A 23,835-nucleotide genomic window follows, 5' to 3' on the forward strand; every position below is an offset into this window, starting at 1 on the left:
GGAGGTCAGTCCTGGGCGCGGCCGGTGGTCACGCGGGCGATCATCAGGGCGACCAGGATGATTCCGCCGTAGATGGCCTGGATCCAGAAGGACGGCACCTGGGCGAGGGTGAGCAGGTTCTGCACCACGCCGAGGAGGAGTACGCCGGTCAGGGCGCCGAACATGGTGCCCTTGCCGCCGTCCAGGCTGATGCCGCCGATGACCGCCGCCGCCATCACCGTGAAGATCATGTTGTTGCCCTGGTTGGCGCTGATCGCGCCGACGTACCCGGTCTGCATGATCCCGCCGACCGAGGCCAGGACGCCGGCGACGACGGAGACGCCGAGCAGCATCCGGTCGACACGGATACCGGCGGCGCGGGCCGCCTCCGTGTTGCCGCCGATCGCGTACAGGGCGCGCCCGACGCGGTGGTATTTGAGGATCAGTCCGGCGGCCCCGAAGGCGACCGCGGCCAGCCACACCGACAGCGGGACCCGCAGGAAGGTGGAGGTGGCCAGCTGGAAGAACGCGTCGGGCATGCCGAACAGTGTCTTGCCCTTGGTGGCGCCGACCAACAGGCCACGCAGGACGATCAGCATCGCGAGGGTGACGATGAAGGCGTTGAGCTTGAACTTCACCACGAGGATGCCGTTGAAGGCGCCGATGACTCCACCCACGACGAGGATCGCGACGAGGGCGAGCGCGGCCGGCCATTCCGTGCCCCAGCCGGACTGCGCGGACGGCAGCACCAGCAGGGCGCCGACGGCGGGCGCGATGCCGACCACCGACTCCAGTGACAGATCGATCTTGCCGGTGATCAGCACCAGCGACTCGGCGAGGACCACCATCGCGAGTGCCGCCGAGGCGCCCAGGATGGAGATCAGGTTCCGTTCGGTGAGGAACGAGTCGTTGACGATCGCGCCGAGCACCAGGAGCACCAACAGGGCTGGCACGAGGGCGAGTTCGCGGGCCCTGCGGAGCAGTACGGTCTTGGCGGCCCGTGCGTCGGGGACGCGCGCGGAGGTGGGCGACGAGGCCGACGGGGCCTTCGTGTCAGCCATGGTCCACTCCTTCGATGGAGGCGATCAGCTCGTGGTCGTGCCAGCCCGCCGGGTGCTCGGCGACGACACGGCCGTGGAAGAGGACGAGGACGCGGTCGCAGCGGCGCAGGTCGTCGAGTTCGTCGGAGACGACGAGCACGGCGGTGCCGTCCTCGCTGGCGCTGTCCATCCGGGACAGCAGTGACTCCTTGGACTTCACGTCGACGCCCGCGGTGGGGTTGATGAGGACGAGGAGGCGGGGGTCGGAGGCGAGGGCGCGGGCCATGACGACCTTCTGCGCGTTGCCGCCGGAGAGGTCGGAGACGGGTTGTTCGGGGCCTTCGGTGTGGATGTCGAGGCGTTCGATCAGCTCGGTGGCGAAGCCCCGCTTGCGGGCGGCGGAGATGAATCCGTAGCGGCCGAGCCGGTTCAGGACGCTCATGGTGGTGTTGTCGCCGATGGTCATGCCGGAGACGAGACCCTGCTCGTGCCGGTCGCGCGGGACACAGGCGACGCCCGCCTTGAGCGCGGCCTGCACGTCACCGAACGGCAGCCGCTCACCGTCGAGTCGAGCCGTACCGCCGGTCGGGGTGTGCAGTCCGGCGAAGGACTCGGCAAGCTCGATCTTGCCGCTGCCGCTGGAGCCGGCGAGGCCGAGGACCTCGCCGCGGCGGACGGTGAGGTCGATGTCCTCGTACACGTCGGAGGTGAGCCCTCGGGCGTCGAGCAGCACCGGGGCGTCCGCGGCGACGGTCTGGTGCGTGACGGTCCGCTCGGCGATCGACTCCCCCGCCATGGCCTCCACCAGGGCCGTGCGGGGGAGTTCGGCGACCGGCGCGGTGGTGATCCAGCGGGCGTCGCGCAGCACGGTGACCGTCTGGCACACCTCGTACACCTCCTGGAGGTGGTGCGAGATGAACAGGAAGGTGACACCGGACTCCTGGAGCGCGCGCATCCGGGTGAAGAGCCGTTCGATCTCCCGGTTGTCGAGCTGCGCGGTCGGCTCGTCGAGGACGATGAACCGGGCGCCGAAGCTGAGCGCCCGGGCGATCTCGACCATCTGGCGGTCCTCGACCTTGAGGTCGGCGGTGCGGGCCTCCGGGTCGACGTGCACGTCCCAGGTGTCCAGGACCTGCGCCGCCTCGGCCCGCAGCCTGCGCCAGCTGATGAAGCCACCGCGCCCGACCGGCTGCCGGTTGATGAAGAGGTTCTCGGCGACCGTCAGCTCCGGTACGACGGTGGGCTTCTGGTAGACGCAGGCCACCTTGCGGCGCCAGGCGTCGCGGTCGGTGAGCGCGGGCGCGGGCTCGCCGTCGAAGCGGACCTCGCCCTCGTCGGCGGCCTGGAGGCCTGTGAGGATGGTGACGAGGGTGGACTTGCCCGCGCCGTTGCGCCCGACGAGGGCATGGGACTCACCGGGGAGAACGGTGAGTCGGCCGTCTTGGAGGGCGACGGTGGGGCCGTACCGCTTGGCTACCCCCCGCGCCTCCACCAGTGGGGTACTCATTTGACCGTGTTGCCCCAGAGCTTGGGGTCGTCGACGTTGTCCTTGGTCACCAGCGGCGCGGGCAGCTGGTCCTCCAGGATGCCGCTAGGCAGCTTGACGATCTCGGAGTCGTGGTCGGTCGGGCCGGTCTTGAACGTCTTCCCCTGCATCGCGGCCTTGATGTAGTACATGCCGTACTTGGCGTACGCGTCGGCCGGCTGGGAGACGGTGGCGTCGATCTCGCCCTTGCGGATGGCGTCGAACTCCTGCGGGATGCCGTCGTTCGAGACGATCGTGATGTGGCCCGCCTGGCCGGTCTTCTTCAGCATGCCCTTGGACTTGAGGGTCTGGAGGGTCGGCGCGAGGTAGACGCCGCCCGCCTGCATGTAGATGCCCTTGATGTCGGGGTTGGCGTTCAGCAGGGTGTCGAGCTTGGAGGCCGCGGTGTCGGACTCCCACTTGGCGGGGATCTCCAGGACCTTCAGCTTCGGGTAGTTCTTCTGCACGCAGGTGCGGAAGGCCTCGGAGCGCTCCCGGCCGTTGACGGAGGCCAGGTCGCCCATGATCTGCACGACCTTGCCGGAAGGGATCTGCTTGCCGAGGTACTCACAGGCCTTCTCGCCGTACGCGACGTTGTTGGCGCGTACGACCATGGCGACCTTGCCCTTCTCGGGCGCCACGTCGACAGCGACCACGGGAACGCCCTTGCGCTCGGCCTGGTCGAGCCCGGCGGCGATCGCGGCGCTGTCCAGGGGGGCCACGACGAGGCCCTTCACGCCCTGGTTGAGCTGGTTGTTGATGTCGGTGATCTGCTGGGACGGGTCGCTGTTGGAGTTGACGGTCTTGAGGGCGTCGACCCCTTCGGACTTCGCCATCTTCGGCACGTAGTCGTTGTAGGACTGCCAGAACGGCGAGGTCAGCAGAGGCAGGATCACCCCGACCTTGCCGGTGCCTCCGCCGCCCGACGACACGGAGTCCTTGGTGCTGCCGCATGCCGCGAGCGCGAGAGTCGCGCAGGCGGCCGCAGCCGCCGCACGCACTGCCCGCGACGCAATTCGCGTGTTCCGCACGTTTCTGCCGGCCATCTGACGGCTCCTCGTTGAGCGAGATCGATCGGGGGTGACGGTGCGTGGCCGAGCGTCCCGCTCAACCGGGACGAATATTTATCAGACCACTTCACCTCCGCAACACCCCCGTGCGCCAAAATTTCCGCGTTATCAGCCGTAGTGGTCCGACCACTCTGGTGGTTAGACTGCGGCGCACCCGGCAACAGGAGGAGACGGCGTGGACGAGTCGGCCCCGCAGAAGGGCACCGTGACGCAGCGCGCCATCGAGCGGATCAAGGCGATGATCGGCGAGGGCCGGCTGGAGCCCGGGCAGCGGCTGCCGACCGAGCGTGATCTCGCCGCCCAGCTGGGCATGTCCCGCAGCTCGATGCGCGAGGCGATCCGCGCGCTCACGGTCCTCGGTGTGCTGGAGGCCCGGCACGGCTCGGGCATCTACGTCACCCAGCTGGAGGCCGGGGACCTGCTGGAGACCTTCGGCGTGGTGGCCGACCTCTCGCGCGGGCCGCGGCTGGTCGAGCTGCTGGAGGTGCGGCGGATCCTGGAGTCGACCGCGACCGCGCTGGCCGCCGCACGGATCACGGCGGACCAGCTCGCCGAGGTCGAGAAACACCTGCTGGCGATGAACGCGACGGACGACCCGGAGGAGATCCTCGCCCACGATCTGGCCTTCCACCGCGAGATCGCGGCCGCCGCGGGAAACGACACCATGGCGGCCATCCTGGAAGGCCTGTCCTCGCGCACGTTCCGTGCCCGGGTCTGGCGGGGCTACGAGGAGGAGGGCGCCTTCGAGCGCACGCGCCGCGAGCACGCGGCGATCCACCGCGCGCTGGTGGCCCACGACCCGGAGGCGGCCAGGGCTGCCGCCGCCGCGCACGTGGGCGAAGTGGAGCAGTGGCTGCGGACCCAGCTCACGCAGTAGCCGGATCCGCGGCCCGCGAAGGGGTCGGGCACGCAACCGCTCAGGCGCGTGCCAGCCGCAGGGTGACCAGCTCGAAGGGGCGCAGCGACAGGGTGACCCGGTCGTCGTCGCGCCGCGGCACCGCGGCGTCCGCGAGGGGCCGCTCCAGCAGGTCGGTCACGGTGACGTCCCCGACCTCGAACCCGGCCGTCAGCGTGGCCCTGGTGCGCCCGCCCCGGGACTCGTGGAAGCGTACGACCACATCCCCGCTGCCGTCGTCGGCGAGCTTGACCGCCGTCACCACGACCGCGTCCTGCGCCACCTCCACCAGGGGCGCGACCTCATGCCCGCCGCTGACCCGCCGCTCCGGCAGATTGATCCGCCACCCCTCGCGCACCGCGTCCCCGATGCCGGCCCCCGGCACCAGCGCGTGCCGGAAACGGTGCACGCCCTGGTCGGTCTCGGGGTCGGGGAAGCGCGGGGCGCGCAGCAGCGAGACACGCACGGTGGTGGTCGTACCGGAGTCGCTGTCGCGGACGGTCCGGGTCACGTCATGGCCGTACGTCGAGTCGTTGACGAGCGCGACTCCCCAGCCGGGCTCCTCCATGTGCACGAACCGGTGGTTGCATGCCTCGAACTTGGCGGCCTCCCAGGACGTGTTGGTGTGCGTCGGCCGGTAGAAGTGCCCGAACTGTGTCTCGGAGGCGTAGCGCTCCGCGTGCACGTCGAGCGGGAAGGCGAGCTTCAGGAACTTCTCCGTCTCGTGCCAGTCGACCTCGGTGTCGATGCCGAGCCGCCGCTCCCCCGGCGCGAGCGACAGCACCTGGGTGACCCGCGACGCGCCGAAGGACCGTACGAGCCGCACCGACACGCCGTCCTCACCGGGCGCGACCTCGTCGGCGTCGACCAGGTCGGTGACCGTGTTGCGGTAGAACTCGTCGACGTCCCAGGCGTCCCACATGTTGGGGAAGTCGGGGTGGATCTGGAGCAGGTTCGCGGCGCGTCCAGGAGCGATCGTCTCGCGGTCGGCGTCGATGTCGTACGCGGAGACGACAAGGCCCCGGGCGTCGATCTCGACCCTCAGCAGGCCGTTGTCGAGGACGTGGCCGCCGCCTGCGCGCGGCGCGAGCGCCACCTCGCTCGTCGCGGCGGCGGGCAGGGCCCCGCCCGCCGGGACCCCGTCCCTGCTGTGCGGGGCGGAGTTGAACACGAGCTCTGTGCCGCCTTCACCCGCCAGCGCCCGCTGCGCCGCGTCGATGATGCCGGTCAGCTCCTCGGCGACACGCTCGTACGTCCTGCGCGCCTCCCGGTGCACCCAGGCGATGGACGAGCCGGGCAGGATGTCGTGGAACTGGTGGAGCAGGACCGTTTTCCAGATGCGGTCCAACTCCTCGTACGGGTACGGGAATCCGGTCCGTACGGCCGCGGTCGCCGCCCAGAGTTCGGCCTCGCGCAGGAGGTGTTCACTGCGGCGGTTGCCCTGCTTGGTCCTGGCCTGGCTGGTGAGCGTGGCGCGGTGCAGTTCGAGGTACAACTCGCCGACCCAGACAGGGGCGTTGGGGTACTCGGCCTCGGCCTTCTTGAAGAACTCCGTCGGGGTCTCCCACACCACGGTGGCGGAGCCTTCGAGGTCACGGACCCTGGCCGCCTTGGCCACCATCTCGCGGGTGGTGCCGCCGCCTCCGTCACCCCAGCCGGTGGGGGCGAGGGAGTGCCGGGCGACGCCCTTGTCCTTGAAGTTCCTGGCCGCGTGGGCGAGTTCGCTGCCCCGCATGGAGCAGTTGTAGGTGTCGACGGGCGGGAAGTGGGTGAAGATGCGGGTGCCGTCGATGCCCTCCCACTGAAAGGTGTGGTGCGGGAACTTGTTGGTCTGCGACCACGAGATCTTCTGGGTGAGCAGCCACTTGGACCCCGCCGCCTTGATGATCTGCGGGAGTCCTGCGGCGAAGCCGAAGGTGTCCGGCAGCCAGGCCTCGTCGTTCTCGATGCCGAACTCGTCGAGGAAGAACCGCTTGCCGTGCACGAACTGACGGGCCATCGCCTCCGAGCCCGGCATGTTGGTGTCCGACTCGACCCACATACCGCCCGCGGGCACGAACCGGCCGTCCGCGACCGCCTTCTTCACCCGCGCCCACACCTCGGGCCGGTGCTCCTTCACCCAGGCCCACTGCTGGGCCTGGGACATCGCGAAGACGAACTCGGGCTCGTCCTCGATGAGCGCGGTCATGTTGGAGGTGGTCCGCGCCACCTTGCGGACCGTCTCGCGCAGCGGCCACAGCCACGCCGAGTCGATGTGCGCGTGCCCGACGGCGCTGATGCGGTGCGCGGACGGGACGGCGGGCTCGGCGAGCACCCCGGCAAGCCGTTCGCGGGCCGCGGCGGCACTCGCGCCCACGTCCTGCAGGTCGACCGCGTCGAGCGCCTTCTCCACCGCGCGCAGGATGTCCCAGCGCCGCGCCGACTCCACCGGCAGCTCGGCCATCAGCTCGCCGAGAACCTCCAGGTCGAGCACCAGCTCCCACACGGTCTCGTCGAGGACGGCGAGGTCCATCCGGGTGAGGGTGTACTGCGGCTCGGTGCCCGCGGTCTCCTTGTCGCCCAACTGGGTGGGCAGGAAGGGGTGGTAGTCGAGGATCACCGGGTTGGAGGCGGCCTCGACATGCAGCCGGACCTCCTCGCCGCCCTCGACCGGGGCGCCGATGCGCACCCACTGGTTGCGCGGGTTGAGGCCCTTCACCGGAGTGCCGTCGGGCCGGTAGACGAGCCCCTCGCACTGGAAGCCGGGCATGTTCTCGTCGAAGCCGAGGTCCAGCAGTGCCTCGACGGTCTTCCCCGCCCACGCCTCCGGGACGGTCCCGGTGGCCCGGAACCAGCTGGTGCCCCACGGAGCGCCCCAGCGCGCACCCACCTCGATCGGCTCGGGTGCGGCCGCGAGCCCCTCGGCGACGGGCACCGGCTCACCGGGAGCGTGCCACACCGCGACGTCCAGCGGCACGGACTCGGGGTACACGGCGGGTCGGATGCGCTCGTCGAGGACGCGCTTGAGGCGGGCTTCGACCAGGGTGCGGTCGTCATGCATGGGGTGCTCCGTGGGGTGAAGATGGTGCGGGAAGGTGGTCCTGCTACCAGGTGTGGGTGGTCGTGGCGGCGGTCGAGACGGTGAACAGCTCCCCCACCGCGCGCACTTCGAACCCCCCGGACGACTCGCCCTGCTCGGCGGTGAGACCGCCGACGTAGAACGCGCTCTGGCAGGTGCCGCCGAGGAAGCGGCGCGTGCCGTCGGGGAGCGTCCGGTACAGCTCGTAATGGCGTACTTCGCCGGGGGCGCCCTGCCAGGCGAAGCGCAGGTTGCCTCCGTCGGCGCCGGTGACGCGCAGGTCGGTGGGTGCGGCGGGGGTGAGCACGGCATCGCGGACCGCGAGCCGGCCGAGACGCCAGCGCACCGGACCACTGCTCGCCGTCAGCCGCACGCCCAGCGCGTGCACGGTCCCGGTCGGTCCGGTCAGCGGCACTGCGGCGGTCTGCCAGCCGTCGCCCGAGGACGCGAGCGGGAGGTACGTGTACGGGGGTGCCCCGCCCGCCGCGCTCGGCTCGGCGGTGGCGACGGCCAGCTCCACGGCGGCGGCGCCCGCGTCCGTGCGGTAGGTGAGCTCGACCACCGTGTCCGCGGTGAGCGGCAGCCTCGTCGCGTACAGGTCCAGCGTGGTGGCTGCGTCGAGGGCGCCGTCGACGAGCAGGCTGCTTCCGCCCCGCCAGGCGTCCGCGAAGTCGAAGGTGACGGCGGGGCGCTGTCCGTTCGTCCGCACGACCCAGCGGCGGGAGGGCAGCCGGTCCTGGAGGCCGAGATGGTTCCAGGCCGTGTCCGAGGTGACCTCGCCGTCCTCGTACCACTTCAGCCCGTGACCGGTGTTGAAGACGGCTCCGAAGGGAAGCGAGGCGACGGTCGAGCGGTCGGCGACGGAGACGGCCGGGGCGCGCCAGCTCGCGTTCGTGCCGGGCTTGGAGGGATCGAGGGAGGAGCCGGTCCAGAACAGGTCGTCGGCGGCGTGGAAGTCGCCGGGGGTCCGGCTCGCGGGCAGGTGGTTGCGGGTCCACTCGGGCCGGTAGAAGCCGAGCGAGGTGACGTGGGCCTTGGCGCTCGGCACGATGGCGTCCCAATTGACGGACGGGCCGGTGCCGTTGGCTTCGACGTCGACGCCCGCCCACAACTCGTAGGGACTGCGTCCGAGTTGCCGGGCCGTCGTCGCGGAGGAGGCCAGGCCGCTCTGCGACCAGCGGAAGTCGACGAACATGGAGTCGGCGGCCTGGAAGAACGTCTTGTTCTGGTTGTTCAGGGCGCCCTGCCAGCTCACCGAGCCGCTCACCGTCATCGCGTCGTACCAGGTGACGCGCTGCCCCTGAGCCGTTCCGAGCGTCTTCAGTTCGTTCATGAAGCCGAGCATGTCGGTGGCGAGCGCGGTATTCCCGCCGCTGGTCTCCGCGTTGATGAACCAGCCGTCGAAGCCGTACGCCGCCGCCACCGCGACGAGCCGCGCGGCCAGGGGGTAGTGCCCGGTGGAGTCCTTCTGCACCAGGTCGCGGGTCCACTGAAGCTGTCCGCCGTAGGCGACGGGCGGCAGGAAGACGTTGCCGAGGACGGGCACGCCGTGCCGGTGGGCCGCGTCGACGATCGGGGCGTTCGGCGCGAGGATCAGGCCCTCGCCCGCCGAGCCGCCCCAGAAGACGAGTTCGTCAAGGTAGGCCCAGTGGGTGAGAGCGTAGAAGTCGGCGGTGGCGGCCCCCTGCGAGGGGTTGCTCGACGTGGGGCCGAAGGAGACGAGGGACTGGATACGGGCCTGGCCGCTGCGGGCCGTCGTGTTGGCCGGCGTCGGTGTGAAGCGCGCGGCGAGCGGCACGGTCGAGGCGTTGAACGCCAGGTCGGCGTCGGTGGCGGCGCTCCATGCCTTGAGACTGTGCCAGGTGATGCCGGTGCCGGGAGTGCCCGAGGGCAGCGAGTCGGGGTACCAGTAGGAGGCGTACGGCGGTGCCGCGGTCGCTGCGGCCCCGGTCTCCGCGACCGCGGGCAGGGCGGGCAGCAGCGCGGCGGTCGCGCCGGCGAGCAGGACGGTGCGTCTGGTGGGGTTCACGAGCGGGTTTCTCCTTGTGGGATGGGGAGTACCTGATCGGGACTGACGACTTCGGTGATGCCGCGCGCGGCGAGGTGTTCCTTGTCGTCCGCGCGCGCGTCGAGGACGGTGGTGGGTCGGGCGCCGTCGGCGGTGAGCCGGAAGAACGCCTCGAAGACGGGGCCGCCCGGGGCGCAGAGCGAGCGGACGGCGGGGTCGGCGGGGACGATCAGCGCCGTGGTGCGAGGGGCGGGCGTGCGGTGGTGCTCGCGGGCGGCGCGGGCCAGCGTCCGCGCGCTGTCCTTCGGGCGCCGGTCGTTGGTCAACAGGCCGAGCCCGTATTCGAGTTCGGGGAAGTCGGCGAGGTCGCGGGAGACGTCGTGGGAGCACCACCAGGTGATGCCCCACAGGTCGGGACAGTCCAGCGCCGCCGCGACGGTGGCCTCGGTGAAGGCCGCGGCGTGCTCGGGCGGGATCAGGGGGGCGGGTGCGCCGACCTCCTGGAGCCAGACGGGCCGGTGCGGGTCGTCGGCCCAGGCCTTGCTCAGCTCGATCAGATACGCGGCGTGGTGTTCGGTCGGCACGGAGGTACGGCCGTGCCGCTGAGCGGTGCCGTTGAAGACCCAGGAATGTACGGCCGTGACGGCACCGCGGCGGGCCGCCTGGCCCGGAGTGAACGGCATGTCGTCCTGGTACCAGGTGGCGTCGTACTCGGCGTGCAGATGCAGCCTGCCGGGGGCGCCCTCCTCGCAGGCGGCGAGCATCCGCTCCAGCCAGTCGTCGATCTGGGCGCTGCTCGCCCGGTCGGGGTCCGGATGGGGCGGGCCCGCCGAGAACTGGTTGACCTCGTTGCCGAGCGTCATGCCGATGAAGTGCGGGTGGTCGGCGAGGGCCGCGGCGAGCGTGCGCAGATAGGCCGCCTGGCCGTCGAGGACCTCCGGGTCGGTGAACAGGTTGCGCCGGTGCCAGGTCCGCGTCCACGCGGGCAGGAAGTCGAAGCTCGACAGGTGCCCCTGCAGGCCGTCCACGTTGACATCGAGCCCCCGTTCTCCGGCCGCGTCGACGAGCTGGAGCAGCTGCTCGACGGCGCGCGGGCGGATCAGCGCGCGGTTGGGCTGGAAGTAGGGCCACAGCGGGAAGACCCGGATGTGGTCGAGGCCCAGCGCGGCGATGGAGTCGAGGTCGGCGCGTACGGAGTCGAGGTCGAAGTCGAGCCAGTGGTGGAACCACCCTTCGCTGGGGGTGTAGTTGACGCCGAAGCGCACGGCAGAAGGCATGCAGGATCCTTGCGAAGCGAATCGGGACGGCGGGAGGTCAGCCCTTGACCGCGCCCTCCCCCACGCCGCGGAAGAAGTACCGCTGGAGGCAGGCGAAGAGGGCGATGAGCGGTGCCACGGCGATGATCGTGCCGGCGGCGACGAGCCGTTCGTCGTTGGCGAAGGTGCCGTGCAGATAGTTGAGGCCGATGGTGAGGGTGAACTTCGAGGGATCGCTGAGCACGATGAGCGGCCACAGGAAGTCGTCCCAGGCGCCCATGAAGGCGAAGATCGCGACGACGGCGAGCGTGCCCTTCACCGAGGGCAGCGCGATCCGCAGGAACCGCTGCCAGGTGTTGGCGCCGTCCACGAAGGCCGCCTCCTCGATCTCGTACGGCAGATTGAGGAAGGCGCCGCGCATCAGCAGGACGTTCATCGCGCCGATGCTGCCGGGCAGGACGACCCCGATGAGCGTGTTGTTCAGGCCGAGTTCTCGCATGGTGGTGAACTGGGCGATGATGATGCCCTCGACGGGGACCAGCATCGCGAGGATGAAGACGAGGGTCGCCACGCGCCTGCCCCGGTAGCGCAGGCGGGCCAGGGCGTAACCCGCGAGGGCCGAGCCGACGCAGTTGGTGACGACGTTGGCGCCCGCGACCTTCAGGGAGTTGAAGGCGTAGTCCCAGACGGGGATGGTGTCGGCCACCCGCTTGTAGTTGTGCAGCGTGGGATCGCCCGGCAGGAACTTCGGCGGTGAGCTGAAGATGTCCTCGGTCGGGCCCTTGAGCGAGGTGGACAGCTGCCACAGGAACGGGCCGACGGTCAGGGCGAGGACGGCGAGCAACAGCAGGTAGCGCAGGGCGAGTTCCCAGCCGCGGACACGGCGGCCGTGCTCGTCGGTGATACGGCGGAGCCGGGGCCCGCGCTCGGACGGCGCACGCCGCTCGACGTCACGCTCCTTCTCCAGCACGCTCACGCGTCCTCCTTCCCGCACGCTCGCACGTCCTCCTTCCGGCACGCTCACGCGTCCTCCTTGCGGTCGGCGCGCAGCACGAGCAGCATCAGCGCGACGGTGACGACGAAGACGACGACCGAGATGGCGGAGGCGTACCCGACCCGGCCCGTCAGTCCGGTGCCGGTGCGCTGCACGAGCATCACGAGGGTGGTGTCCTCGCCCGCCGGGCCGCCGTCCGGGCCCGCCATCAGGTACACCTCGGAGAACACCTTGAAGGCGGCGACCGAGGAGAGCGCGGCGACCAGCACCATGGTGGAGCGGACGGCCGGCACGGTGACCGTGAGGAAGCGCCGGACCGCGCCCGCGCCGTCGACCGACGCGGCCTCGTGCAGCTCGCGCGGCACATTGGCGAGCGCGGCCAGGTAAATGATCATGTAGTAGCCGAGGCCCTTCCAGACCGTGACGGCCATGGCGCTCAGCAGGAGCAGCCACTGGTCGCTGAGGAAGCCGACCCTGCCGACGCCGATCGACTCCAACAGCGAGTTCACCAGGCCGCGTTCGTCCAGGAGCCACACCCAGATCAGGCCGACCACGACGATGGACGCGACCACCGGGGTGTAGAAGGCCGACCGGAAGAAGGTGATCCCGGGGATGTTCTTCTGGACCAGCAGCGCGAGCAGCAACGGCAGCAGGACGAGCGCGGGGACGACCCCGAGGACGTACAGCGTGCTGTTGCGCAGCCCGATCCAGAACATGTCGTCGTGCAGCAGCTCGCGGAAGTTGGCGAGGCCCACGAACCTGCCCGGGATCAGGGTGCGGCGGTCGGTGAAGGCGTTGACCACGGTCGAGACGAACGGATAGAGGATGAACACGCCCACGACCAGGAGGCCGGGAGCGGCGAACAGCCAGGGGCTGGCCGGCAGTTGGCGCCGTACCCGGGCGGTGCTGGAGGAACTCGCCATGGCTGCGCTCAGCCCTGCTGCCTGAGCAGCGTGTCGCAGGCCTTGACAGCGTTGTCAAGAGCCGTCTTGGGGCTCTCCTTGCCCTGCAGGGCCTTCGCGACCTCGTTGCGCAGCGCGGTCTTCATCTGCTCGCTGAAGAGGACCGGCGTGTAGTTGACCGCGTTCTTCAGGGACTTGGCGGCGGCTATCCGCACGCGGGTCTCGTCGGTGCCGTCCTCCTTGGTGAAGTACGGGTCGTCGAGCGAGCCCGCGGTGCTCGGGAAGATCGCGACCTTCTTGGCGAAGGACATCTGGTTCTGCGCGTCGGTGACGAAGTGCGCGAAGGCGACCGAGGCGGGAGTGTGCTTGGTGCGCGAGTTGACCATCACGCCCATCACGTACATGTTCACCTTGCCGGTGCTGGTGATCTGGTCCGTGATGCCGATGTTCCTGTAGAGGTTCGGGGCCTGCTTCTTGAAGTTGCCGAGGTCCAGGGCGCTGCCCGGGTTCAGGGCGACGGCCTCGGTGAGGAACTTCTTGCCCGAGGACTCCGGGGTCGCGGTCAGCGCCTGCGGGTCGAGCGCCTTCGCGTCGTACAACTCCTTGTACTTGGTGAGGAGTTCGACTCCCTTGGCGTCGTTGAAGGCGAAGGCGGTGCCTTCCTTGTTCATCAGCTCGACGCCGTAGCGGCCGAAGTCCTCGACGGTGGGCACGTTGGCGAGCGTGGCGACCTTACCGTCGCTCTTCTTCGCCAGCTGCAGGGCGTCGGCGAAGAGTTCGTCGTACGTCGTCGGCGGCTTGGAGGCGTCGAGGCCGGCCTCCTTGAACAGGGACTTGTTGTAGAAGAGCGGGCCGGTGTTGAGGTACCAGGGGAAGGCGTACGTGCCGGTCATGCCCGGTATCTGGTGGCTGGCCCAGGCGCCGTCCAGGTACTCCTTCTTGTACTGCGCGGCGGACTTGTCGAGGTCGAGGGCGAGGCCCGCCTTGGCGAGCGGGGCGACGAGGTCCGGCGAGACGTTGACGACGTCGGGCAGGGTGCCGCCGGCCGCGTCCGCGCTGATCTTGTCGGCGTAGCCCTCGGCGGGCTGGTCGACCCACTTCACATGGGTGCCCGGGTACTTCTTCTCGAAGTCGGCGATCACGCCCTCGAAGTACGACTTGAAGTTGGCCCTCAGGTTCCAGGTCTGGAAGGTGATGTCGCCCTCGATCTTGCCGGAGGCGTCCGTCGAGCCACCGCCGTCGCTCCCGGAACCGCAGGCACTCAGCGGCAGGAGAACGGCGACGGTGGCAGCGGCGGCGAGAGCTCTGCGGGAGATGCGCACGGATGGGGCTCCTCTTGCAGCAGGGGTAACGGTGCCGGGGCAGACCTTGCAGCCAACTCGCCGGGCAAGTCAATGGATTTGGCCCAGCTAAATTCATTAGTGCCACAACATGGCTGGTCACAGACGTTCCCGCAGCCTCTTGCAATCGATCACTAATGCGCTTTAGATTGCCTCAGCTCAAGCGCATTAGTACACCAGCTCAGCAGAACGGGGAACAGGGTTGCCAGCCAAGCGGTCACCCGCGCGCCGACCGACGATGAAGGACATCGCGCAGCGCGCCGGGGTCTCCGAGAGCGCGGTCTCCTTCGCGCTCAACGACCGGCCCGGGGTCTCCGAGATCACCCGCGACCGGGTCCGTCGCGTGGCCGAACAGCTGGGCTGGCGGCCGAGTACGGCGGCGCGCCAGCTGTCCGGCGAGGGCGCGGCGACGGTCGGTCTCGTGGTGGCCCGTCCCGCCGACACCCTGGGGGTGGACTCGTTCTTCCTGCAGCTGATCTCCGGCATTCAGGAGGTACTGGCCGAGCGTCATCTCGGCCTGCTCTTCCAGGTGGTGGAGGACGTGGCCGACGAGTGCGGGGTCTACCGGCGCTGGTGGGCCGAGCACCGCGTGGACGGAGTCATGGTCGTCGACCCGCGGACCGACGATCCGCGTCCGGATCTGCTCGAGGAGCTGGGTCTGCCCGCCGTGGTGATCGGCGGCGTTCCGGACGCGGGGCACCCGGGGATCTCCACCGTCTGGGCGGACGACGCGGGCGCGATGGCCGCGGTGGTGGACGAGCTGTACGCGCTCGGCCATCGCCGGATCGTGCACATCGCGGGCCTGCCGGGGCTCGCCCACACCGAGCGCCGGATCCGCACCCTGCGCGCGGAGGCCGAGCGACGGGGTCTGACGGAGGTGCGCTCGGTCCCCACGGACTACTCGGACGCGGAGGGCGCCGCCGTCACCCGCCGCGTCCTGGAGAACGGCACCCCGCCGACCGCGCTGGTCTACGACAACGACGTGATGGCCGTCGCCGGCGTCGCCGCCGCCACGGAACTCGGCTTCCTGGTGCCGCGCGACGTCTCGGTCGTCGCCTGGGAGGACTCGCCCCTGTGCCGCGTGGTCAAACCCTGGCTGTCCGCCCTCTCCCGCGACACCGTCCAGTTCGGCCGCACGGCCGCCCAGGAACTCACCGCACTACTGGACGGCGGCCCGGCCCGGACGGTGCAGGTACCGGTGCCGCGACTGATCGAACGGGAGAGTACGGGGCCCTGCGGGGCTTGAGAGGGTGAAGGACGGGCGCGGAGCCGGAGACGGTGGGAGGTGGACGCCGTGCGGGGCATCCACCTCCCGTACGCGTCAGATCCGTGAGCGATACAGCGCGAACTCCGCGATCCGCGCGGTCTGCCGTGACCGCGTCACCCGAAGGCGCCAGTGCCGGGCCCGTACGGGCACCGCGAGCAGCAGGATCCGGCTCGCTCCGATCGTGCCCGCCCCGGCCACCCGGCTCCAGGCGCCCGCTGCGTACGCCTCGACCACGAAGCTCTCCACCTGCTGGCCGTGCCGGATGTCCTCGGCGAGCCGGATCCGGTCCACCTCGTGTTCCGTACCGAGGTCGACGGTGAGGACCCCTGGGGAGGAGCGGACCACGGCCCCGCGCCCCAGGTCCTCCGGCAGCTCCCGGTCCACGCGTTCGCGGAACTCGCGCAGCCGCACCACGTCGGCGGCCGGCAGCAAGCCCTGCGTGTCGGGTGGGATGTTGAGCAGCAGCACCGAGTTGCGGCCGACCGAGCGGAAGTAGATGTCGGTCAACTCGTCCACGCTCTTGGGCTGTTGCTCGGCGTGATAGAACCAGCCGTCACGGATGGAGACATCGCACTCGGCCGGCCACCACTGCAGGTAGTCGGCCACCGGCCGGGCCGCCACCAGCGCGGCCCTGCTGCCCTCGTCGGGTGCGTCGTAGGCCAGCGCGTAGTCCGTGCGGCCGTTGTCCTTCTCCGTGACCGGTACGACGCTCCACTCGTCCTCGCGGGCGAGCCCGCCCTCGTTGCCGACCCAGCGCACATCGGGCCCGGACACGGCGATCGAGGCGTCGGGGGCGAGGGCCCGGACCAGCGCGTACCAGCTGTCCCAGTCGTACTTCTCGACCTTGTCGGGCGGAATGCGGCCCTGTGCCCCGTCGAACCACACCTCGTCGACGGGTCCGTACTCGGTGAGCACTTCGTAGAGCTGGTTGAGCATATGGGCGCCGTAGTCGGTGGCGTCCAGCGTGAACGTCCTCGGGTTCGTACGGTCGTCGCTGTCGACGAGCGTCGGGATGGTGCGCTCCGTGCGCGCGCTGCCGTTGGCGTACACGCCGTGCAGGTACTGGTTCTCGTCGGCCGGTGAGATGTAGACACCGACCTTGATCCCGTGGCGGCGCATCGAGTCGGCGAAGGAGCGCAGCACGTCGCCGCGCCCGCCGCGCCAACTGCTCGACGCCACCGAGTGGTCGGTGTAGCGCGACGGGTGAAGGACGAACCCGTCGTGGTGCTTGACGGTGAGGATGGCGAGCTCGAAGCCGCCGTCGCGCAGGGCGCGGGCCCACTGGTCGGTGTCGAGCCCGACAGGCTGGAAGACGTCCGGGTCCTCGTCGCCGGTGCCCCACTCCAGACCGGTGAAGGTGTTCACGCCGAAGTGCAGGAAGGCGGTGCGTCCGAGGTTCTGCCAGGCGATCTGTCGTGCGGTGGGCCGGACTTGGGAGGCCTTGCGAACCAGGTCGTCCTCGGTGTCGGAGGGGCTGACGGGGATGCGGGAGGGCGCTTCGCCGGGGGCCGCGAGGGCGACGGATGTACCGGTGGACACGACGAGGGCGGTGGATGCCAGGACGAAGAGGCGTCTGGAGATGGCCATGGGGTGGGAGTCTCCTCACATCAGTGGACGGTCGACTGCCAGACGGTGGGCGGCTCTTGGTCCGGCGGGTACTGGAGGAGCCGCCCCGCGTCCGTCACGTGCACCGCCATCCGTGTGATCGCGTTGACGAGCCGGTATCCGCCGCCGCGCACCGGGTCCAGCTCCCAGCGCTGCAAGGTGTCCACGGCGACGCACGGCGATTCGGTCACCTCGACACCGGGGTCCAGGGGCACGTTCAGCGTGAGCTTTCCGCCGCTCACCTCCAGACAGCCGCCGCTCGTCGTGGACCGCAGGGTCGCATAGCCGTCCGCGGTCCGCCGGACCTGGAGATCGGCGGTCGCGGCCCCACCGCGGAAGGTGTACGTCCCCTCGGCCACCGGCACGCGGGTCAGGTCCCGCCACCCGGGCGCGTGCCCCACGGCCGCACCGCGCGCGGTGAACTCGGCGTACGTCGGGTCGGGGTGCGGCGAGCCCCAGGTGACCTGGGCGATGTGCCGCAGGGCCGGGTCCATGGCCGTCGCGACCTCGTTCTCGGTCTCCCCGCGCCCGTTGTCCGGCCAGAGGCTGATCTTCGCCCCGGTGACGCCTGCGCGTGAGGCGAGCTTCTCGCCCTCGAAACTGCGCGGGTCCCAGCTCTGGTCGTACAGCGCCCTCGTGTCGGTGTGGAAGCCGCCGCGGACGAGGTAGAGGGAGTACGCGGCGTTCATCAACGGATAGCCCTGGGCGATGAGCCGGCTCGGTTTCGTCGCCACGTTCAGCCAGTGCTCGACCGTCGTACCGGCCGTGACGGGCACGGTGTTGGCGCCGGTGAGACCGTCGTTCCAGATGCGCAGCTTCTTGCCCTTGGCCGCCGCGTAGGCCTGGACGCGGTTGACGAAGTCGATGAACGCGTCCTGCGGCGTGGCGTTCGCGCCGTACCTGGCCCGTGCGTAGGCGAGGATCTGCGGGTACTTGGCGAAGTCGGAGCCGAGCATGTACTCGTCGGCGCCCATGTGCCAGGACCCGGACGTGAACACCTGCGCGTACTCGTCGATCAGGCTCGTGTAGTACGTGAAGGCCGCGTCCTGTGTGATGTCGAGCCGGGCGGGCTGCTTCACGCCGTCGGCGTCGGTGAGCTGGAGGTCCGGGCGGTTCTGGATCCAGGGGTCCATGTGCCCGGGCGAGTTGATCTCCGGGATGATCTCGACGTGGTACTTCTCGCCGAGGGCCACGAGCCGGCGTATCTCGTCCTTCGTGTAGTAGCCCCAGGCGTTGGCCTCGGGGTGGGCGTCGCTCTTCACCTTCAGTTCGAGCAGCAGCTGGTTGAGCTTGTGGTACGCCATGTCGCGCACCAGGTTCTCCAGCCAGGCCGTGGAGATGTGGACGTAGCAGGCGCAGACGCCGACACCGCGTTCCTTGTACTGGGGCACGTCGACCGTGCTCCCGGCGGGCACGCGGTCGCTCTGGGCGAGGAGTTGGAGGAGGGTGCGGGTGCCGTAGAAGGCTCCGGTCTCGGCGGCGGCGGTCACCAGCAGGCTCTTGCCCGCGCGCAGTTCGTATCCCTCCGTGCTGAGCCGCGACGAGGAGGGGTCGACGCCGATCACGACGTCACCCGCGTGCGCGCCCTGACGTACGACGGGAACGGTGCCGTGGCCCGCCGCGCGCAGATCGTCGGCGAGAGTGTCCGCGACCCGGCGTGCCGCGGCGTCGCGCGCGACGATGCGCGAGCCGGGACCGAAGGAGTAATTCCCTTGTTCCGGTGTCCAGTTGGCGAGGGCGGGGACCGTGACGGGAGGCACCGCGGCCGTCCGCGCCTCCGCTGTGCGCGCCAGCGCCGGGACCGGTGCGGCGAGCGTCAGCAGCAGCGCCGCCACGCAGCCGACGGCCCTCCGGGTCCACCTGCTCCGAGCGGGCCGTGCGGGGCGTCGGTCAACCATGCCATTCCACCTTGAACACCCACACGTACTGCCCCGCCTTGCGAGCCGCTTCCGGCACGTCGACGACCAGCGACCCGCCGCTCACCGTCCAGGTCAGCGGCCGGTCGTGACCGAGCATCGTCACCTTGTCCCCGCCGCGGATCGGCACCGGCGCCTCGACGGTCAGTGTGGCGCCGGGCTCGGTCAGCGCGTGGATGTAGAACGCCTCGTTCTGCCGGACCGTGAACCGCAGGTCCTCGCCGAGCTGCGCCATCCGTGACCAGTACGTGGTGTCGTAGATCGCCTCGCCGTTGGTCCTGAGCCAGCGGCCGGTCTCGCGCAGCCGGGTCTGCATGATCTCCGGGATGGTGCCGTCCGCGCGGGGGCCGATGTCCAGCAGGAAGTTGCCGTTCTTCGACACGATGTCGACCAGGCTGTGGACGACCTCCTCGGCGGTCATGTAGGCGGCGTCGGGCGTCGCCTTGTTGTAGCCGTAGCTGAAGGGGTCGAGTCCCCGGCTCGACTCCCACTTCGCGACGACCGTGTTCTCGTACGTCGTGTACTCGGGGGTGGTGAAGTCGTGGAAGCCGATGCCCGAGCGGTTGTTGACGGTCACCTCGTACGGCTTGGGTCTGTTCTTGCCGTGGTTGAAGTACTCGGCGAGGACATGGAGGCTGTCGTTCGCGCCGCCGATGTCGCACCAGATGAGGGACGGGTCGTAGCCGTGGATCAGTTCCAGCATCTGCGGGGCCTGATAGTCCTTCACATAGTCCTTGCCCGCCGTGTATCCGGTGTACGGGAGCGGCTCCAGGGTGTACGGGTTGCGTGGGGCGTGGCCCATCCACGGGTTGTCGGGGTTGAACCACTCGGGCATGGAGAAGTACAGGCCGCGGTGCAGCTCGGGCGTGAACTTCTTCGAGGCGTCGAAGAGTTCGCGGATCAGATCGCGCTTCGGGCCCATCTTCACGGCGTTGCGGTCGGAGACCTTGGTGTCCCACAGGGCGAAGCCCTCGTGGTGCTTGGAGGTGAGCACGTGGTACTGGGCTCCCGCGTCGCGGAAGAGTTCCACCCAGGCCCGGGGGTCGAACCTCTCCGCCGTGAACATCGGGATGAAGTCGTCGTAGGCGAAGTTCTCGCCGTAGGTGTCCCGGTGGTAGGCGTACACCGCGTTGTCCGGGCTCTGCAGGTGGTTCCAGTACCACTCGGCGTACTGCTTGCCGACCGGAGACCAGGCGGGCACCGAGTAGACACCCCAGTGGATGAAGATGCCGAACTTGGCGCGGTGGAACCAGTACGGGGCCTGGTGGCCGGCGAGAGAGCTCTCGGTGGGCTGGTAGTCGGGCACGCCGAGGGTCAACTCGCGCCCGGTGGAGGTGACGTGCTGCCCGCGTCCGGTGACGGTCACCTTTCCGGGCCGCGCGGTGCCCGGTGCCGTGCCCACACGGTTGCGGATGCCGACCCGGACGCGCGCCTGCTCGCCTGGGTCGAGGCGGATGACGTGCGCGGGCTCGACGGTGCGGGCGCCCGGCACGTCGACGCCGATCGACACCCGGTCACCGGCGAGGACGGCGACCGTGCCGGCGTTGACGACCGTGGCCTCCACGCTCTGCGCGCCGCTCGACTCCACCAGGGAGAAGGTGGAGTGCGCGTCCCGCAGGGCCAACGCCCGTCCCTGGGCGGCCGGTTGGAGGGAGAGGGCGAACACGTGGAGGGAGGCTTTGCCGGCCTCGGCGGGGTTGGTGGTCGGCAGGGTGAGGGCGACCGCCTCGCGCCGCGGGTCGATCCAGACCTCGGCCGTGCCGATCCCCACAGCGTGCTCGTCCTTCGTGCCGTCCGGCCGGTAGCGGTACGGGGCCGACAGCGACCCGCCGGTCGCGTACCAGTCCGCGCCGCCGAGCCCGGCGGTGGTCGTCGAGCCGTCGGCGTAGTGCACGGTGGCTCGGCCCGAGGCGTCGCCGTAGCTGCCCGCGGTGAGGAAGTGGGCCGAGAGATAGCGCCCGCTCGGGAGGTCGATGCGCTGGCCGAGGGCCACCACGTTGTTCCGGGCGCCCGCGGCGGCGGAGGGGAAGACGAACGCGATGCCGTCCACCTCGACGGGGCCAGCCGGGAGCTCCTCGCCGGGGAACGTGTACCCCGAGCCGTCGAAGCTGCCGCCGGGGGCGGCCGCCGTGTCGATGCCGTCGTTGTCGGTGTACGCGTCGAGCGGCACGGGGATCGGGTCGGGGACGGGAACCCACTGGCCGTACTGCTCGACCGCCGGTCGCGCTTCGGCCGTGGCCGCGAGGGGAAGAGTGGCGGCGACGGCCACTCCAGCCGCGGCGCCCAGAACCTGACGTCTTGGATACGTGCTCATAGCGGCTCCAATTCATCGGATGTTTGATGATTGAGGCGCCACCAGATCCTGTCAATGGGGCGAGCAGGTGCGAAAGTTGAGCAAGTGATCGGATGATCGGCGACTCTGCGGAGATACCGGACACGCCTGAGCGCGAAAGTCCAAGAAGACCGATCCGAATGTCCAAGGGCGACGGCTCTCGACGCGGCACCCCGCCGCCGGGCACAGTGCTCCTCGTACTCGCCAGTAATCCCCTGTCCCCGAGGAGCACCCGTGACCAGCTGGGTCGGCCGGACCGCCACCGAGATCGCCGCAGCCGTACGCGAGAAGCGGGCCACGCCCCGCGAGGTGGTGGCCGACCACCTCGCGCGGATCGAGCGGCTCGACGCGCGCGTGGGTGCCTTCCGTGTCGTACGGGCCGAGGCGGCCCTCGCGGCGGCCGACGAGCTGGCCGGCCGCCCGGACCTGGCCGAACTCCCCCTCGCGGGGGTGCCCGTGGCCGTCAAGGACAACCTCGCGGTGCGCGGCGAGTCGAACCGCAACGGCTCCGCCGCGTCCGCGGACACCCCCGCCGATCACGACCATCCGACGGTGGCGCGGCTGCGCGCGGCGGGCGCCGTGGTCGTGGGTCTCACCAACGTGCCCGAGCTCTGCGTCTTCGGCACCTCCGAGGGTGTCCACGGCACGGCCCGCAACCCCTGGGACACCTCGCGCACGGCGGGCGGCTCCTCGGGAGGCAGCGCGGCCGCGGTCGCCGCCGGGATGGTGCCGATCGCGCTGGGCAACGACGGGATGGGTTCGCTGCGCATCCCGGCCGCCAACTGCGGCATCGTCGGCCTCAAGCCGGGCCCTGGCACGATCCCGGCGGGTATCGGTCACGGCGACTGGTTCGGCATGTCGGAGAACGGGCCGCTAGCGACCACGGTCGAGGACGCCCGCCTGATGTTCGCGGTCCTGTCGGACACCGAGGCGATACGTCCCTCGGGGAACCGCGTCCGCAAGGTGGCCGTCTCCGTGCGCAGTCCGCTGGTCGGCGTGGGTGTCGGCCGCCCGTACGCGAACGCGGCCCGGGAGGCCGGGGAGTTGCTGGCCGGGGCGGGCCACGAGGTGCGGCCCGCCGACCCGCCGTACCCCTACTGGCTGGGCACCGCCGCGCTGATGCACTGGACGGCGGGCACCGCGGTGGACGCCGAGGACCTCGACCCGCGCCGGCTCGCCCGGCGGACTCGGGTGCACGCCGCCGTGGGGCGCCGCTTCGTGGCCGGGGTACGCACGGGTGAGCGCCGCGAGCAGCTGCGCGGGCGTCTGGAGCCGTTCTTCGCGGAGCACGACGTGCTGCTCACCCCGGCGCTGGCCCGGCGGGGGCCGGCCGCCGCACCGTGGCACGAGCGGGGCTGGCTGCGCAATGTGCTGGTCAACACGAACTACTCGCCGCTGACGCCGCCGTGGAACCTCACCGGGTGGCCCGCGATGGCGGTGCCGTTCGGGACCCTGCCGAGCGGGGCACCGGCGGCCGTACAGCTGGTCGGACGCCCCGGATCCGAGCTCGGACTCCTGGAACTGGCGGGTCAGTTGGAGGAACTGCGGCCGTGGCGGCGGACGGCGCCGCTGGACTGAGGAGCGCGGTGACACCCCCCGGGGTGCGCGGGGACTTCACAGCGCCATGTACATGATGTGCGGTCCCACCCGCCCGTGCCGGGGGTGCTCGTAGGCGTCCGGCACGGTGCCGAGGATCGTGAAGCCGAGCGCGGTCCACAGCTTGACGGCGGGATCGGTCTCCACGACGGCGTTGAAGACCATGCCCCGGTAGCCGTCGGCCTTCGCCGCGGCGAGGATGTGCTCGGCGAGCGCGCGCCCGACGCCGAGCCCGGCGTGGTCGGGATCGGGGTCGACCATGAATCCGGCGTTGGCGACGCGAGCGGCGGGGCCGCCGTGGTCGGGGGTGACGTAGGCCGATCCGACGACCGCTCCGGTGGCGTCCTCGGCGACGTACACCTGCTTGCCCGGTGCCGTCCACAGGGCCCGGGCCGCCTCCTCGGAGGTGCCCGGGCCCCAGGTGCAGGTCTCACCCGCGGCGACGATCCGGTGCCAGAAAGGCCAGATCCGCGGCCAGTCGTCGGCCGCGGCCTCTCTGATCAGCATGGACGTGAGTCCGGCACGCCCATGCCGTCAGCGATCGCGATGAGTCCCGCCGCGAGCGGTCAGTCCACGCTGGGCAGGATGTGGGGCTCGGCGAGGTCGTCCTCGTACCCCGCCAGGCGGATCGGGGCGGACCTGGCCCACACGTCGAGGCTGCCGAGCTTCTTCTCGGGCCGGCCTCCGCGCTCCGTGCGTTCCTTGGGGCGCTGATCGCGATTCGTCTTCTCCGGTGTCACCGCGCACTCCTTATGTGTCGGGTCACCCTCGGGACGTACAGGGCCAGTCTGCTTCCGGTCGCCTGACATCCCCTCGGGTCTGAGTCGAAGGCAGTTAAGGACGCGGTGGCGCCGGTAACTCGTGAGAGCAGTCCGTGGTGACCGGCTGTCCCGGGACGGACCTTGGGTGTGGGTGGAACCCCTGCAGGCTGTCCGTCCGGTACAGGGTAACCAAATGAGCGGGTGCCCGCTCGATGGGGCTGATAACACGAGGTAACTGTCTTGCGTCCATCAGCATCCATCGATCCTCGATCTGGGTCTATTTGATGATGT

Annotated in this window: 17 protein-coding genes; 3 read left to right on the forward strand and 14 right to left on the reverse strand. The window is 70.4% G+C overall.

Going from position 1 to position 23,835, the window contains the following annotated elements; translation table 11 throughout:
• Nucleotides 1-5: 5 nt before the first annotated feature.
• Genes ACZ7M2_RS23840 through ACZ7M2_RS23850 form a run of 3 tightly spaced genes read right to left on the reverse strand, consistent with a single transcriptional unit; the run spans nucleotide 6 to nucleotide 3,590 of the window.
• Nucleotides 6-1,040 (reverse strand): ABC transporter permease, encoded by a 1,035-nt coding sequence (locus tag ACZ7M2_RS23840; RefSeq protein ID WP_352049909.1) that lies wholly within the window; start codon nucleotides 1,038-1,040, stop codon nucleotides 6-8.
• Complete coding sequence (locus ACZ7M2_RS23845) at nucleotides 1,033-2,526, reverse strand: sugar ABC transporter ATP-binding protein (RefSeq protein ID WP_471596949.1); 1,494 nt, start codon at nucleotides 2,524-2,526, stop codon at nucleotides 1,033-1,035. The genes ACZ7M2_RS23840 and ACZ7M2_RS23845 overlap by 8 nt, the downstream gene beginning before the upstream one ends.
• On the reverse strand, nucleotides 2,523-3,590 hold the full coding sequence (locus tag ACZ7M2_RS23850) for a sugar ABC transporter substrate-binding protein (protein WP_471596950.1): 1,068 nt from the start codon (nucleotides 3,588-3,590) through the stop codon (nucleotides 2,523-2,525). The genes ACZ7M2_RS23845 and ACZ7M2_RS23850 overlap by 4 nt, the downstream gene beginning before the upstream one ends.
• A 199-nt stretch (nucleotides 3,591-3,789) precedes the next feature.
• On the opposite strand from ACZ7M2_RS23850, the gene ACZ7M2_RS23855 reads away from it, so the two are divergent.
• The gene (locus ACZ7M2_RS23855) at nucleotides 3,790-4,491 is read left to right on the forward strand and encodes a FadR/GntR family transcriptional regulator (RefSeq protein ID WP_352049912.1); all 702 of its coding nucleotides are present in this window, start codon (nucleotides 3,790-3,792) and stop codon (nucleotides 4,489-4,491) included.
• 40 nt (nucleotides 4,492-4,531) lie between these two features.
• Here ACZ7M2_RS23855 and ACZ7M2_RS23860 read toward each other — a convergent pair whose 3' ends face one another.
• From ACZ7M2_RS23860 to ACZ7M2_RS23885, 6 genes are read right to left on the reverse strand one after another with little or no spacing between them, the layout of a single operon-like run.
• Nucleotides 4,532-7,549 (reverse strand): alpha-mannosidase, encoded by a 3,018-nt coding sequence (locus tag ACZ7M2_RS23860; RefSeq protein ID WP_471596951.1) that lies wholly within the window; start codon nucleotides 7,547-7,549, stop codon nucleotides 4,532-4,534.
• Between the two features lie 43 nt (nucleotides 7,550-7,592).
• The gene (locus ACZ7M2_RS23865; RefSeq protein WP_471596952.1) at nucleotides 7,593-9,596 is read right to left on the reverse strand and encodes an endo-beta-N-acetylglucosaminidase; all 2,004 of its coding nucleotides are present in this window, start codon (nucleotides 9,594-9,596) and stop codon (nucleotides 7,593-7,595) included.
• On the reverse strand, nucleotides 9,593-10,852 hold the full coding sequence (locus tag ACZ7M2_RS23870) for a glycoside hydrolase 5 family protein (RefSeq protein WP_471596953.1): 1,260 nt from the start codon (nucleotides 10,850-10,852) through the stop codon (nucleotides 9,593-9,595). Before ACZ7M2_RS23870 ends, ACZ7M2_RS23865 begins: the two co-directional genes overlap by 4 nt.
• Before the next feature lie 37 nt (nucleotides 10,853-10,889).
• A complete protein-coding gene (locus tag ACZ7M2_RS23875) occupies nucleotides 10,890-11,807 on the reverse strand; it encodes a carbohydrate ABC transporter permease (RefSeq protein WP_471596954.1) in 918 nt (305 codons plus the stop codon).
• Between the two features lie 44 nt (nucleotides 11,808-11,851).
• Nucleotides 11,852-12,748 (reverse strand): carbohydrate ABC transporter permease, encoded by an 897-nt coding sequence (locus ACZ7M2_RS23880; protein ID WP_471596955.1) that lies wholly within the window; start codon nucleotides 12,746-12,748, stop codon nucleotides 11,852-11,854.
• Nucleotides 12,749-12,756: 8 nt separating this feature from the next.
• On the reverse strand, nucleotides 12,757-14,049 hold the full coding sequence (locus tag ACZ7M2_RS23885) for an ABC transporter substrate-binding protein (RefSeq protein ID WP_471596956.1): 1,293 nt from the start codon (nucleotides 14,047-14,049) through the stop codon (nucleotides 12,757-12,759).
• 220 nt (nucleotides 14,050-14,269) lie between these two features.
• Between ACZ7M2_RS23885 and ACZ7M2_RS23890 the strand changes: the two genes are divergently transcribed.
• On the forward strand, nucleotides 14,270-15,313 hold the full coding sequence (locus tag ACZ7M2_RS23890) for a LacI family DNA-binding transcriptional regulator (protein ID WP_471596957.1): 1,044 nt from the start codon (nucleotides 14,270-14,272) through the stop codon (nucleotides 15,311-15,313).
• Nucleotides 15,314-15,388: 75 nt separating this feature from the next.
• On the opposite strand, the gene ACZ7M2_RS23895 is transcribed toward ACZ7M2_RS23890, so the two are convergent.
• The 3 genes from ACZ7M2_RS23895 to ACZ7M2_RS23905 are packed head-to-tail and all read right to left on the reverse strand — an operon-like array spanning nucleotide 15,389 to nucleotide 21,169.
• Complete coding sequence (locus ACZ7M2_RS23895) at nucleotides 15,389-16,921, reverse strand: alpha-L-fucosidase (RefSeq protein ID WP_471596958.1); 1,533 nt, start codon at nucleotides 16,919-16,921, stop codon at nucleotides 15,389-15,391.
• Between the two features lie 20 nt (nucleotides 16,922-16,941).
• Nucleotides 16,942-18,837 carry a family 20 glycosylhydrolase gene (locus tag ACZ7M2_RS23900; protein WP_471596959.1) on the reverse strand — a complete coding sequence of 632 codons (1,896 nt, stop codon included), beginning with the start codon at nucleotides 18,835-18,837 and terminating at the stop codon, nucleotides 16,942-16,944.
• Nucleotides 18,830-21,169: an alpha-L-fucosidase gene (locus ACZ7M2_RS23905; protein ID WP_471596960.1), complete on the reverse strand. Its 2,340-nt coding sequence runs from the start codon at nucleotides 21,167-21,169 to the stop codon at nucleotides 18,830-18,832. The genes ACZ7M2_RS23900 and ACZ7M2_RS23905 overlap by 8 nt, the downstream gene beginning before the upstream one ends.
• 252 nt (nucleotides 21,170-21,421) lie before the next feature.
• Between ACZ7M2_RS23905 and ACZ7M2_RS23910 the strand changes: the two genes are divergently transcribed.
• Nucleotides 21,422-22,765: an amidase gene (locus ACZ7M2_RS23910; protein WP_471596961.1), complete on the forward strand. Its 1,344-nt coding sequence runs from the start codon at nucleotides 21,422-21,424 to the stop codon at nucleotides 22,763-22,765.
• Between the two features lie 36 nt (nucleotides 22,766-22,801).
• Here ACZ7M2_RS23910 and ACZ7M2_RS23915 read toward each other — a convergent pair whose 3' ends face one another.
• Both ACZ7M2_RS23915 and ACZ7M2_RS23920 read right to left on the reverse strand, forming a co-directional pair.
• Nucleotides 22,802-23,290 carry a GNAT family N-acetyltransferase gene (locus ACZ7M2_RS23915; protein WP_471596962.1) on the reverse strand — a complete coding sequence of 163 codons (489 nt, stop codon included), beginning with the start codon at nucleotides 23,288-23,290 and terminating at the stop codon, nucleotides 22,802-22,804.
• Between the two features lie 59 nt (nucleotides 23,291-23,349).
• The gene (locus tag ACZ7M2_RS23920; protein WP_165853954.1) at nucleotides 23,350-23,523 is read right to left on the reverse strand and encodes a hypothetical protein; all 174 of its coding nucleotides are present in this window, start codon (nucleotides 23,521-23,523) and stop codon (nucleotides 23,350-23,352) included.
• Between the last annotated feature and the right edge of the window lie 312 nt (nucleotides 23,524-23,835).

Source organism: Streptomyces sp. NPDC111507 (assembly GCF_055638955.1).

What these genes read in the sequence shown, in the direction of transcription:
- ACZ7M2_RS23840 (WP_352049909.1), bottom strand. Translation starts at nt 1,040, where the DNA reads ATGGCTGACACGAAGGCCCCGTCGGCCTCGTCGCCCACCTCCGCGCGC.
- ACZ7M2_RS23845 (WP_471596949.1), bottom strand. Translation starts at nt 2,526, where the DNA reads ATGAGTACCCCACTGGTGGAGGCGCGGGGGGTAGCCAAGCGGTACGGC.
- ACZ7M2_RS23850 (WP_471596950.1), bottom strand. Translation starts at nt 3,590, where the DNA reads ATGGCCGGCAGAAACGTGCGGAACACGCGAATTGCGTCGCGGGCAGTG.
- ACZ7M2_RS23860 (WP_471596951.1), bottom strand. Translation starts at nt 7,549, where the DNA reads ATGCATGACGACCGCACCCTGGTCGAAGCCCGCCTCAAGCGCGTCCTC.
- ACZ7M2_RS23870 (WP_471596953.1), bottom strand. Translation starts at nt 10,852, where the DNA reads ATGCCTTCTGCCGTGCGCTTCGGCGTCAACTACACCCCCAGCGAAGGG.
- ACZ7M2_RS23880 (WP_471596955.1), bottom strand. Translation starts at nt 12,748, where the DNA reads ATGGCGAGTTCCTCCAGCACCGCCCGGGTACGGCGCCAACTGCCGGCC.
- ACZ7M2_RS23895 (WP_471596958.1), bottom strand. Translation starts at nt 16,921, where the DNA reads ATGGCCATCTCCAGACGCCTCTTCGTCCTGGCATCCACCGCCCTCGTC.
- ACZ7M2_RS23900 (WP_471596959.1), bottom strand. Translation starts at nt 18,837, where the DNA reads ATGGTTGACCGACGCCCCGCACGGCCCGCTCGGAGCAGGTGGACCCGG.
- ACZ7M2_RS23905 (WP_471596960.1), bottom strand. Translation starts at nt 21,169, where the DNA reads ATGAGCACGTATCCAAGACGTCAGGTTCTGGGCGCCGCGGCTGGAGTG.
- ACZ7M2_RS23915 (WP_471596962.1), bottom strand. Translation starts at nt 23,290, where the DNA reads ATGCTGATCAGAGAGGCCGCGGCCGACGACTGGCCGCGGATCTGGCCT.